Origin of the sequence: Blastomonas sp. UPD001 (assembly GCF_003426715.1) — a bacterium.
Classification (GTDB): domain Bacteria; phylum Pseudomonadota; class Alphaproteobacteria; order Sphingomonadales; family Sphingomonadaceae; genus Blastomonas.
On record NZ_QKVT01000001.1, the window covers coordinates 2,246,615 to 2,258,270 of the forward strand.

The following is an 11,656-nucleotide window of genomic DNA, read 5'->3' on the forward strand; positions in this document are numbered from 1 at the left end:
GCTGACCACTCTGGCGCTGCTCGGGGTCGATTATGCGCTGATGGCCATGGCACCGAGCCTGGCCTGGCTGTTCGTCGGCCGCGCGATCTCGGGCGTGATGGGCGCGAGCTATGCCGCCGCGAACAGCTGCATCGCCGACAGCATTGCGGCCGAGCGGCGCGGCGCGGCGTTCGGCATGCTGGGCGGCGCGGGCGCGGCAGGCTTCGTGCTCGGCCCGGCGATCGGCGGATTGATCGGCCAGTTCGGCGACCGGCTGCCGTTCGTGGCGGCGGCTTTGCTGTGCGCGACCGGCGTGATCTTCGGCTGGTGGCGCTTCGAGGAGACGCTCGAACCGGCGCGGCGGCGGCGCTTCGATCCGTTCCGCTCCAACCCGCTCGGTACGATCGGGTACATGGCGCGCCGTCCGCTGGTCATCGGCTGCCTGGGCGCGATCTTCCTGATGCAGCTCGCCAGCCAGGCGCAGCTTTCGGTCTGGGCCTATTACGGCACGGCGAAATTTGCCTGGACGCCCGCGACCACCGGCGCGACCATCGCGCTGTTCGGCGTGTTGCTGGTGCTGACCCAGGGCGTGCTGTCCGGCAGGGCGATCGCCCGGTTCGGCCCGGTGCGCACCGCGACGGTCAGCCTGGCCTTTGCCTTGCCGTCCTTCCTGATATTGGCCTTTGCGCCGAGCACGGCGGTGGTCCTGGTCGGGATGGTCATCGGCTGCGTCCCGGGCCTGTGCTTCCCGGCGATGCAGCAGCTGATGAGCCCGCGCGTGCCCGAGGATGCGCAGGGCGAGCTGCAGGGCGCGATCGCCAGCACGATCAGCCTCACCGCGATCATCGGGCCGCCGCTGATGACCGGGGTGTTCGCCGCTTATGCCGATGCGCAGGGGCCTTTCTTCCCTGGTGCGCCCTTTGTCCTCGCGGCCGGGTTGATGGCGGGCGCGGTAGCGGTGCTGGCCGTCACGCTCAGCCGGCACGCGCGAGTCGAGGGTCCGGCCTGAGCGCAGCAAAAAGCCCCGCCCGCAGCACGCGGACGGGGCTGTTTCGCGTTACCCTTGCAGAGCGATCAGAAGCGGCCGCGCAGGGTGATACCATAGGTGCGCGGTTCGCCGAGGAACGCCGAGAAGATCTGGCGTCCGCCGGGGAACTGCGGATCGACGAACGGCGCGGAGGTCGTGCCGGCCTGGAACGGGCTGTTGAACGCGACCTGGGTGAAGTCCTCGTTGAACAGATTCTGCGCCCAGAGCTCGACAGCCCAGCCCTGGTCGGGTCCGCGCAGACCGACGCGGGCATTGACCACGACGAAGCTCGGCTGTTCCTTCTGCGGGAACAGGTCCGATCCGGTGTTGAACGCATCGGTCACGCGGGTGTCGACATAGACCAGACCCGACAGGCCGCTATCGCCGATATCCGGCGTCCAGGCCATCGATCCGGTCAGCGTCAGTTCGGGCGCGTTCGACAGGTTGTCGCCGGGCAGCTTGCGCAGTGCCGGATCGAGCGGCGCGCCGTTGCGGTTGCCGATCAGGTTGTTGCGATAGCTGGTATCGGCATAGGTCAGGCCGCCATTGACCGTGAAGGTCCGCGACGGACGGATCGAGGCTTCGAGCTCGACGCCCTGGGCGACCACACCATAGGTCACGTCGCCGCGGGCACAGCCGCCGGTCGTGGCGCTGAGATCGCGGTCGGCGCCGGCCAGATCGGTCGAACAGCCATTGACCGTCTGCACCAGGAAGACGGTGCCGTTGAAGGTGTTGAGCTGGAAATTCTCGAACTGCTGACGGAACAGCGCGAGGTTGATGGTCAGCGGGCCACGCGAATATTTCGCGCCGATTTCGAACGCGTCGACGATTTCCTGGTCGAACTGCAGGTTGCGCACCAGCGCCTGGGCACCGCCCACGGCGGCGAAAGTGGTGACGGGCGCCTGGCCGAGCGGCGCGACGACCGGACCCTTGAGCGCCGAGCGGTCGAGGTTGAAACCGCCCGCCTTGTAGCCGCGCGAATAGCTGCCATAGAGCAGCAGGTCGTCGGTGGGCTTCCACGACAGGACAGCGGTGCCGGTGAACTCGTTCTCGCTGCGGCGATCGCGAATCGAGACGCCGTTGAGTTCGGCGGTCGAGTTGCCCTGGCAACCCAGGCCGATCAGCGCCCCGGCCAGCGCGCGCGCGGTGGCATTGGGGCTGATCAGATCGTCGGTGAGCGATCCCTGCAAGCGGGTGCAGACGGTGTTGTCGTTGCTGAAGGTCGCGTTGAAGCGCTTGCGCTCGTTGGTGTAGCGCAGACCGACGGTCAGATCGAGCGTATCGGTGATGTGGAAGATATTGTGCGTGAAGAACGCATAGTTGCGGCTGTTCTGGAAATAGCGGTCGCTGATCGAGCCCAGATTGTTGAGCGTGTCGAGCAGCGCAAAGCCGTTGGCGATATCCGCGCCGGTCTGGCCGCCGCCCGAGGCGGCTGCCAGCGTTGCGGGGCCGACACCGGGTGCGACGCAGCCCGGCGAGGTCGGCGAATAGAGTCCAGCCAGGCCGCCGCCCGAGATGATGCGGCAGGTGGCGAAGCGGCCGTACTGGTTGCCGAAGCGCAGATTGTCGCGCACGGTCAGGTCTTCGTCGGCGAAATAGCCGCCGACCAGCCAGTCGAGCTTGCCGTCGAATGCCTCGCCCTGGAGGCGCAGCTCCTGGGTGAAGGTCTTGAACTGGCGGAACTGGGCGTCGGTATTGTCGGCGCGATAGAGAATGTCGACCGCGCTGTAATCGGTGTCCGAGGCCTGGCTGTTCTTGTAATAGCGATAGCCGGTGATCGAGGTCAGCGTCGCGCCGCCGATATCCCAGTTCACTTCGAGCGAGAGACCGCCATCCTTGGTCTTGCCGTCATAGGTGCGGCCGCGGGTCACGAAGGTCTGGCGGCTGAACGGATCGTTGAACGAACCGATCGGCTGGCCGAGGTCGCGCAGAACGTTGATGATGTTGTTGCCCGTCGCCTGGAGCGGGGCGAGCGGGGTCGACGGATTGTTCAGATCACCGATCAGAGGGTTGAAATCGCGGCCGAGATAGACCGCGCCGCAGCAGCGCTCGTCGCGGTTGGTATAGTCGGCGATGAAGCGGAACGAGACCGCGTCCACCGGCTCCCACAACAGCTGGCCCTTGACGAAATAGCGGTCGCGATTGTTGAGATCGATATTGTTGTTCACGTCGCGCAGGAAGCCATCGCGCTTTTCGTAGACGCCGTCGAAGCGCGCCGCCAGCGTCTCGCTGATCGGACCGGTCAGGCCGCCGGCCAGGCGGATATTGTCGTAATTGCCATAGGTCGCCTCGCCGAAGCCGCCGAACTCGAATTCCGGCTTTTTCGAATAGATCGACAGGATACCCGCCGAGGCGTTGCGGCCGAACAATGTGCCCTGCGGACCGCGCAGCACTTCCACCCGGTCGAGCTCGCCCAGTTCGTTGAGGCCGATGCCCGAGCGCGAGCGATAGACGCCGTCGATGAACACCGCGACCGAGCTTTCGAGGCCCGGGTTGTCGCCGACCGTGCCGATACCGCGGATACGCGCCGATCCGTTCGCCTCGTTGCCGGTAGAGGACACGAGCAGCGAGGGCACGACCTGGTTGAGCTGGCGGATGTCGTTGGCGCCGGTATTCTCGAGCGTTTCGGCATTGACCGCCGACACCGCGACCGGAACGTCGGACAGCAGCTGCTCGCGGCCCTGGGCGACGACGACGATGGTGTTGCCGTCATTGGTGCCTTCCTGATCCGCCTCCTGCGCCAGCGCGGGGCTCGCCATGGCCACCAGACCGGCGGAAAGCATCAGGGTTACACGGCTGGTCTTGCCGAAACGCATGGGCATATCCTCTCTCCTGAAATAATCTTGTTGGCGGTCATGCGCCGCCTTGACGTGAACGTTAGACCAAAATCGGCGGGATTCCAGCGTTTGCGCGGGTTCCAAGCAAAAATGCAGATGGTTGTCGCGAAAACGCAACACCAGTTATGCAAGTGACATTATCGCCGGAAATCTGCCGTTTTTTGCAAGTGAAAGCGCAACGCCCTGCTTTCCGTAGCGACAATGGCATGGGGGTCCTCCCCCAGGACCGAGAGGATCGCCGGATCATCGGCGTCGAGCCCTCCGGTCAAAGCCCCGAAGGCCGGCAGGATCAGGCGGTCCGAACAGGCCACGAAGCACGGCCTCGAGACCGTCCGTCCCCGCAGCCGGACCCGGATACGCGGGTGGAAATGGCCCGAAAGCTCCGGGACGCTCATCCGCGATTCGGCCCTGTGGCGCAGCGCCAGCCCAGCCAGATCGGCCTCTTCGATGACCCTGCCGCCAAAGCCGTTGGCGAGCGCGCTGTCATGGTTGCCGGTGATCCAGTGCAGCGCGATCCGGCGCGACAGACTTTCGAGCCGCGCAGCGAGCGCCGGGTCGAGCCGCGTCGCCCCGTCGCTATCGTGGAAATTGTCGCCCAGGCACCACAGGCTGGTCGCGCCGCACCCGTCGAGCGCGCACTCGAGCCGGTCGAGCGTCGCGGCGCTGTCATAAGGCGGCAGCATCTGCCCCGATCGGGCATACCAGCTCGCCTTTTCGAAATGCAGGTCGGCGACGAACAGCGCCTTTTCGCGCGGCCAGTAGAGCGCGGCGCGATCGACGATGACGAAATCCTGACCGGCGAACGAAAGGGGAACCATGATCCCGCCATGCCGCAGCGCGCCGCGCCTTGCAAGCCCGGTGCTTGGCAGATCGTCGCACGCCGATTATGGGGCACCGCATGACTGGCCCCACCAAATATCCGCTGACCGTCGCGGCGCTCTATCACTTTGCGCCGATCGCCGAGCCTCAGGCCGTGCGCGACGCGCTGCACGCGCTGTGCGAGGGCGAGGGGCTGTGCGGCACGCTGCTGATCGCGCAGGAGGGCGTTAACGGCACGCTGGCGGGACCCCAACCGGGCGTGGCCGCACTGGTCGATGCGATCCGCGCGATGCCGGGCTTCGCGGCCATCGAGGTCAAATATTCGGGTGCGCATATGCCCCCGTTCAAGCGGCTCAAGGTCAAGGTGAAGCGCGAGATCGTGACCATGGGCGTGCCCGATATCGATCCGGTGCATGGGCAAGGCGCCTATGTCGATCCAGCGGACTGGAACGCGCTGATCGCCGATCCCGATACGGTGGTGATCGACACGCGCAACAGCTTCGAATTCGCGCAAGGCACCTTCACGGGCTCGGTCGATCCGGGCACCGAGCGGTTCACCCAGTTTCCAGCCTGGTTCGACGCGCAGGCCGAGGAGCTGCGCCAATCGGGCAAGAAGATCGCGATGTTCTGCACCGGCGGCATCCGCTGCGAAAAGGCGACCGCCTATGTCCGCGCACAGGGCTTTGACGAGGTCTACCACCTCCGCGGCGGCATCCTGAAATATCTCGAAGAGGTGCCCGCCGAGCAATCGCTGTTCGAGGGCGGCTGCTTCGTCTTCGACGAGCGCGTCGCGCTGGGCCAGGGGCTCGAGCTGCTCGATGTCGAGCGCGCGGTGGCGAAGGGCGGGGCGTAATCCCGCATCCCTGCACCGTCACCCCCGCGAGGGCGGGCGTCCCGCTTCACCCTTCATCGTCAGCGCAGAAGCGGGATTCCCGCCTTCGCGGGAATGACAAAATTCAGCCGCGCGCCCTGCTTCCGAACGTGCTCTTCACCAGCCGCGTCACCAGCCCGGCAAGGCTGCGATAATTGGCGAGCTGGTAGGTCGATTCTACGCCTAGCTCGCGCGACAGGCGGCGGTGCGCCTCGGGCAGCGCGTGATAGGGCACGCCGGGCAGCAGATGGTGCAGCGCGTGGTAGCGCAGGCCCACCGGCGCCCAGAGCTCGGGCAGCAGGCCCGGCGGGGGCACGTTGACGCTGTCGAGATATTGCGCGGTCACGCTCATCGGCTCGTCCTCGTTCTCCCACAGATGCGCGACCAGCGTGCGTATCTGGTTGAGCACCATCGTGCCCGAGACGATGGCGAGACCGATCAGGAACGCGCGAAGCGGCAGGGTGCCGGTCGCGACCAGCGCGATCAGCGTCATCGCCCAGGCACTGGCCAGCGTTTCGAGCACCAGCCAGTGCTTGCGTGCCTGACCTTCGGGCATCGCACGGCGAAAGGCGGGGTTGATGACGAGCCCCGAATAGCGCTCGACCACGATGCGGCGCAGCGGCGGGATGATCAGCGACAGCGGCGACAGCACGCCATAGCGGATGATCAGCCCGATCGGGCCCAAGGCCGCGACCAGCACGAACAGCGGCACCGTCCAGGGCTTCATCAGCGCGAGCGGCAGATATTCGGGGTCCTTGACCGTGCCGTAGCGCAGCCGCTGATGGTGCAGATTGTGCACACCTTCGTACATGAAGCTGGGGATCAGCAGCGGAATGCCGACCAGCGCGTTCCAGCCGGCGTTGAAGCCGGGTACCGCATCGGGGCGCAAATGGGTGAGCTCGTGGATGAAGCTGCCCGCGCGATACAGCGCGAGCACCGCGACCAGCGCGCAGAGCAGCGCCAGGCCGACGCCATCGACCAGGATCGCCCCTGCCAGCGCGGCATAGCCGGCCATGGCCGAGGCGAGCATGTCCGCCCAATAGACTCCCGGCTTCGCGGCATTGAGATCGCGCGTCAGCGAAGCCGCGGCGCGGATCATCGCCATATCGTCGGGCACCTGGCCGCTGGCACGCGCAAGCGTCGCGCCCTGGGGGGCGCTGCGACCGGATTCGGAAAGGGGGAAACTGCTGGCCATATTGTTCCTGTACTGATCGCCTGCTTAAGCCACGGCAACGTGGCAGCATGATGGCAATATCTGGCCCGCATTTCCTTGACACAGATCATGGCAGAGCGACAAAGGGCGCGGCCCTTCGGGGCTTCCATGACGATGAAGGACGAGTTTTGGCGGACCAGCAGCAGATAAGCGTCAGCCCGGTGAACGACAAGGCCGGGCTCAAGGCGTTCGTCGAGATCGCCTATGACCTGAACGCCTCCGACCCCGCCTGGGTGCCGCCGCTGCGCGCCGAAGTCTACGAGATGTTCAACCCGGCCAAGAACCCCTTCTACGGCCATGCCACCGTCCAGCCGATGATCGCGACGCGCGGCGGCAAGACGGTGGGGCGGATCTCCGCGCATATCGATCATCTTGCGCTGACCCAGCCGGTCGAACAGGGCATGGGCCCCGGCACCGGCAATTTCGGCATGTTCGAGGCGGCGGACGAGGCCGTGGCCCGCGCGCTGCTCGCGGCGGCAGAGCAATGGTTGCGCGACCAGGGGATGACCCGCGCGCTCGGCCCGTTGAGCCTGTCGATCTGGGATGAGCCGGGGCTGCTCACCTTCGGCCATGACCGCCCGCCGATCATCATGATGGGGCATCACAATGCCGCCTATCAGGGCTGGATCGAGCGCGCCGGGTATACACCTGCCAAGAAGCTGCTGTCCTACGAGCTGCCGATCGTCGAGGGCTTTTCGCCGCTGATCCAGCGCATCGTCGCGGCCGGACGCAAGAACGAGCGCATCCGGCTGCGCAAGGTCGACAAGAGCCGGTTCGACGAGGATGCCGCGACGATCCTTTCGATCCTCAACGATGCCTGGGGCGAGAACTGGGGCTTCGTGCCGATCACCGATGCGGAAATCGCCTATATCGGCAAGAAGCTTCGCCCGCTGGTGCGCGAGGACCTGATCATGATCGCCGAATATGACGGTCGCCCGGTCGCGTTCCTGATGACCCTGCCCGACATCAACACCGTCATCGCGCCGCTCAAGGGATCGCTCTTTCCGTTCGGCTGGGCGAAGCTGCTCTGGTGGCTGCGCACGTGCCGCTCGCCCAGCGTGCGCGTGCCGCTGATGGGCGTGGTCAAGGACCTGCAGAACACGCGTATGGCCGCGCAGCTCGCCTTCATGCTGATCGAGACCATCCGCATCGAGGCGGTCAAGCATTACGGCACGGTGCGCGGCGAGATCGGCTGGGTGCTCGAGGACAATCAGGGCATGAACGCGATCGCCGATGCCATCGAGAGCAAGATCAACCGCGAATATCTGATCTACGAAAAGTCGCTCTGACCCGGACCGCAGACAACCGGCGCGTTCAGATCATTGCAACATTCGCGCGTTATGGCGCTCGATCTGCCGCAGGGCGGCGGGGTTTGACGCCCCGTTGCCCGCCCACTAGACGACACCAAACGCTGTGGAGCTTATCCCCCTATGAAGATCGCGATGATTGGTTCGGGCTATGTCGGCCTGGTGTCGGGTGCCTGTTTCGCCGATTTCGGCCATGACGTGGTCTGCGTCGACAAGGATCCGGCCAAGATCGAATCGCTGCTCGCCGGAGTCATGCCGATCTACGAGCCAGGGCTCGAAGGGCTGGTTTCGGCCAATGTGCGAGCCGGGCGCCTGTCCTTTTCGACCGATCTGCCCTCGAGCGTCGCCGATGCCGATGCAGTGTTCATCGCGGTGGGCACGCCCTCGCGCCGCGGTGACGGCTTTGCGGACCTGAGCTATGTGCGCGATGCCGCGCGCGAGATCGGCGAATCGATCCGCAAGCGTTGCGTCGTCGTCACCAAGTCGACCGTTCCGGTCGGCACCGGCGACGAGGTCGAGAAGATCATCCGCCAGACCGCGCCGGAGGCCGATTTCGAGGTCGTCTCCAACCCCGAATTCCTGCGCGAAGGCGCGGCGATCGGCGATTTCAAGCGGCCCGACCGCATCGTCGTTGGTACCGAGGTCGAATGGGCGCGCGACTATATGCGCGAGATTTACCAGCCGCTGTTCCTCAACGAATCACCGATCCTGTTCGTCTCGCGCCGCACGTCCGAGGTGATCAAATACGCCGCGAACGCGTTTCTCGCGACCAAGATCACCTTCATCAACGAGATGGCCGATCTGTGCGAAAAGGTCGGCGCCAACGTGCAGGACGTCTCGCGCGGCATCGGGCTCGACGGCCGCATCGGCGCCAAGTTCCTGCACGCAGGCCCCGGCTATGGCGGCAGCTGCTTCCCCAAGGACACGCTGGCGCTGATGAAGACCGCGCAGGACCATGAGGCGCCGCTGCAGATCGTCGAGGCGGTGGTGCGCGTCAACGACCTGCGCAAGCGCGCGATGGCGCGCAAGGTGATCGCGGCGATGGGCGGCGATGTCGAGGGCAAGCGCATCGCGATGCTGGGGCTGACCTTCAAGCCCAATACCGACGACATGCGCGATGCCCCCGCGATCGTCATCGCGCAGGGGCTGATCGATGCGGGCGCCGAGGTCGTCGCCTATGATCCCGAGGGCATGGAAGCGGCGCGCGCGCTGATGCCGGGCGTGGAAATGGCCGAGGGCGCCTATCAGGCGCTCGCCGGTGCCGATTGCGCGGTGATCGTCACCGAATGGGACGTGTTCCGCGCACTCGCGCTGCCGCGCGTGCTCGGCACGATGCGCGGCAACACGCTGGTCGACCTGCGCAACATCTACAAGCCCGAGCAGATGAAGGCCGCGGGCTTCCATTATGTGAGCGTCGGCCGCTGAACCGGCAGGCGGGGGGAGACAACGGCATGGCACGGCGGATTGCGGTGATTTTCGGCACGCGGCCCGAGGCGATCAAGCTGTTCCCGGTGGTCGCCGCGCTCCGGGCCGCGCCCGATCTGGAGCCGGTGGTGCTGGTCACCGGCCAGCATCGCGAGATGCTCGACCAGGTGCTCGAGATTGCCGGGCTGGTGCCCGACCATGACCTGGCGCTGATGCAGCCGGGCCAGAGCCTCGACGAGATCAGCGCGCGGCTGCTCACCGGCATCGGCGGCGTGCTCGATGCCGAAAAGCCCGACATGGTGATCGTGCAGGGCGACACCGCGACCGCAATGTGTGGCGCGCTCGCCGCCTATTATCGCAAGATCCCGGTCGCGCATGTCGAGGCCGGCTTGCGCAGCGGCAATATCTATCACCCCTGGCCCGAAGAGGTGAACCGCAAGATCATCGGAAGTTTCGCCGATCTGCATTTCGCGCCGACTGGGACCGCAGCCGATGCGCTGCGCCGCGAGGCGGTCGACGAGGCGAAGATCCTCGTCACCGGCAACACGGTGATCGATGCGCTCCACTGGGTGACCGACAAGCTCGCCGCCGATCCCGGCCAGGCGGGCCTGCTCGCGCCGGTCGAGGCGCGCTTTGCGGGCAAGCGGATCATCGGCGTGACCACGCACCGGCGCGAGAATTTCGGCAGCGGCATGGACGATATTGCGCACGCCATCCGCGATCTGGCCGCGCGCGACGATGTCGCGATCATCTTCCCGGTCCACCTCAATCCGCAGGTGCGCGCCGCGATGCTGCCGATCCTGGGCGGGCAGGGCAATGTCGCGCTGCTCGAACCGCTCGACTATCTCAACTTCACCCGGCTGCTGCAGATTGCCGAGCTGATGCTGACCGATAGCGGCGGCGTGCAGGAAGAGGCACCCGCGCTCGGCAAGCCCGTGCTCGTCATGCGCGACACCACCGAGCGGCCCGAGGGCGTCGCCGCAGGCACGGCCAAGCTGGTCGGCACCGACCGCGCGCTAATCGTCGCCGAAGCGACCCGGCTGCTCGACGATCCGGCCGCTTATGCCGCGATGGCCCAGGCGCACAACCCGTTCGGCGATGGCAAGAGCTCTGCCCGGATCGCTGCCGCCATCAGCGCCTGGTTCGCCCGGCTATAACCAGCCCTGGCGGCGCAGCACCGGCTGCATCGACCTCGACACCGGCGCGCTGATATCGCCGGGCAGCGCCAGTTCCATCCGGCCCGATTGCTGGCGCACCGCCTGCACCGCATCGCGCGCGACCCACCAGCTGCGATGAACCCGCGCGCCCGTGGCATCATCGAGCAGCGCGCAGGCATCGGCCATGCGCATCAGCACCAGATCGCTGCCCAGATCGGTGTGCACGCGCAGATAATGGTCCTCCGCCTCGATCGCGAGCAGCCGCCCGGCGCGCAGCCGGTGGGGCAGCTTTTCGGCGAGCAGCGCGGGAAGGGCAGAGGGATCGGCAAGCGGCGGCTCGGCAGGGGCTGGCGGAGCTTCGGGCGCAGGTTGCGGCACCGGCGTGACCGCCGCTTCTGCGACCTGGTGCGCGGTCGCCAGATAGTTGATCGCGGTCAGCACCACCGCGATCAGCAGCACCGCCAGCCAGAATTCGAGCACCACAAGCGGCGTGATCATGCCGAGGCCGAAGAACAGCGCGCTGACCACGATGACCACGAAACTGTGCGGCAGCGACACGAGCAGCGCGACCAGCCCGGCCTCGACCCAGCGGTGCGCCGCGAGACCGCCCCAGCCCCGCACCAGCGCATTGACGCCCAGGCCGAGCAGCGAGCCGGGCAGGATCACCGCCGCCCAATAGGCGAGCCGCTGGAGGAAGGGCGCGGCCTGCGTACCCATGGCGCCCAGATAGGCGAGCACCGCCGCCGCGATCATCCCGATGGCAATCCCGCGCAATGCCTGGCTTTTTGCGACCCCTGCATTTCGCGAAGCGTGAACGGCAGGGGGTGACAACTCACGCATCAGGGCGGGCAACTCGCGTAACCGGGCAGGACAGCCGGGTCTAACCGGGCCAGGGTGAGGGGGTCAAGCATGGCCCCGCTGCCATCACAACCCGCAAGGAGACCCAGCCCATGAAAACCCTGTATCTCGCCGCCACGCTCGCGCTTGCCACCGCCGGAAACGGCATCGCCTGGGCCAGCGC

Annotated in this window: 9 protein-coding genes; 5 read left to right on the forward strand and 4 right to left on the reverse strand. The window is 66.5% G+C overall.

Features of this window, described 5'->3' with window-relative positions; translation table 11 throughout:
- Nucleotides 1-988, forward strand: a 988-nt coding sequence (locus DM995_RS11420; protein ID WP_198669332.1) for an MFS transporter, incomplete at its 5' end; no start/stop codon positions are given.
- Nucleotides 989-1,053: 65 nt separating this feature from the next.
- Here the strand turns inward: DM995_RS11420 and DM995_RS11425 are convergent.
- Together DM995_RS11425 and pdeM are read right to left on the reverse strand one after the other, a co-directional pair.
- Nucleotides 1,054-3,828 carry a TonB-dependent receptor gene (locus DM995_RS11425; RefSeq protein ID WP_116969504.1) on the reverse strand — a complete coding sequence of 925 codons (2,775 nt, stop codon included), beginning with the start codon at nucleotides 3,826-3,828 and terminating at the stop codon, nucleotides 1,054-1,056.
- Between the two features lie 152 nt (nucleotides 3,829-3,980).
- Nucleotides 3,981-4,661: a ligase-associated DNA damage response endonuclease PdeM gene (pdeM, locus tag DM995_RS11430; RefSeq protein WP_116969505.1), complete on the reverse strand. Its 681-nt coding sequence runs from the start codon at nucleotides 4,659-4,661 to the stop codon at nucleotides 3,981-3,983.
- An 80-nt stretch (nucleotides 4,662-4,741) separates the two neighbouring features.
- Here pdeM and trhO point away from each other — a divergent pair, with 80 nt between their 5' ends.
- A complete protein-coding gene (gene trhO / locus DM995_RS11435) occupies nucleotides 4,742-5,515 on the forward strand; it encodes an oxygen-dependent tRNA uridine(34) hydroxylase TrhO (RefSeq protein WP_116969506.1) in 774 nt (257 codons plus the stop codon).
- A 103-nt stretch (nucleotides 5,516-5,618) separates the two neighbouring features.
- Here the strand turns inward: trhO and DM995_RS11440 are convergent, their stop codons facing one another.
- Nucleotides 5,619-6,728 carry a fatty acid desaturase family protein gene (locus DM995_RS11440; RefSeq protein WP_116969507.1) on the reverse strand — a complete coding sequence of 370 codons (1,110 nt, stop codon included), beginning with the start codon at nucleotides 6,726-6,728 and terminating at the stop codon, nucleotides 5,619-5,621.
- Nucleotides 6,729-6,874: 146 nt separating this feature from the next.
- Here DM995_RS11440 and DM995_RS11445 point away from each other — a divergent pair, with 146 nt between their 5' ends.
- The 3 genes from DM995_RS11445 (at nucleotide 6,875) to wecB (ending at nucleotide 10,635) form a co-directional block, all read left to right on the forward strand.
- Nucleotides 6,875-8,035 carry an N-acetyltransferase gene (locus DM995_RS11445; protein WP_116969508.1) on the forward strand — a complete coding sequence of 387 codons (1,161 nt, stop codon included), beginning with the start codon at nucleotides 6,875-6,877 and terminating at the stop codon, nucleotides 8,033-8,035.
- Nucleotides 8,036-8,176: 141 nt separating this feature from the next.
- Nucleotides 8,177-9,478, forward strand: a complete 1,302-nt coding sequence (locus DM995_RS11450) for a UDP-glucose dehydrogenase family protein (RefSeq protein WP_116969509.1) — start codon at nucleotides 8,177-8,179, stop codon at nucleotides 9,476-9,478.
- Nucleotides 9,479-9,504: 26 nt separating this feature from the next.
- Nucleotides 9,505-10,635 carry a non-hydrolyzing UDP-N-acetylglucosamine 2-epimerase gene (gene wecB / locus DM995_RS11455; RefSeq protein ID WP_116969510.1) on the forward strand — a complete coding sequence of 377 codons (1,131 nt, stop codon included), beginning with the start codon at nucleotides 9,505-9,507 and terminating at the stop codon, nucleotides 10,633-10,635.
- On the opposite strand, the gene DM995_RS11460 is transcribed toward wecB, so the two are convergent.
- Nucleotides 10,630-11,409 (reverse strand): LytTR family DNA-binding domain-containing protein, encoded by a 780-nt coding sequence (locus DM995_RS11460; RefSeq protein WP_157973178.1) that lies wholly within the window; start codon nucleotides 11,407-11,409, stop codon nucleotides 10,630-10,632. The two genes, wecB and DM995_RS11460, sit on opposite strands and share 6 nt — an antisense overlap.
- Nucleotides 11,410-11,656: the final 247 nt, after the last annotated feature.

Coding starts and splice junctions, on each gene's coding strand:
- trhO (WP_116969506.1), top strand. CDS start 4,742: ATGACTGGCCCCACCAAATATCCGCTGACCGTCGCGGCGCTCTATCAC.
- DM995_RS11440 (WP_116969507.1), bottom strand. CDS start 6,728: ATGGCCAGCAGTTTCCCCCTTTCCGAATCCGGTCGCAGCGCCCCCCAG.
- wecB (WP_116969510.1), top strand. CDS start 9,505: ATGGCACGGCGGATTGCGGTGATTTTCGGCACGCGGCCCGAGGCGATC.
- DM995_RS11425 (WP_116969504.1), bottom strand. CDS start 3,828: ATGCCCATGCGTTTCGGCAAGACCAGCCGTGTAACCCTGATGCTTTCC.
- pdeM (WP_116969505.1), bottom strand. CDS start 4,661: ATGGTTCCCCTTTCGTTCGCCGGTCAGGATTTCGTCATCGTCGATCGC.
- DM995_RS11450 (WP_116969509.1), top strand. CDS start 8,177: ATGAAGATCGCGATGATTGGTTCGGGCTATGTCGGCCTGGTGTCGGGT.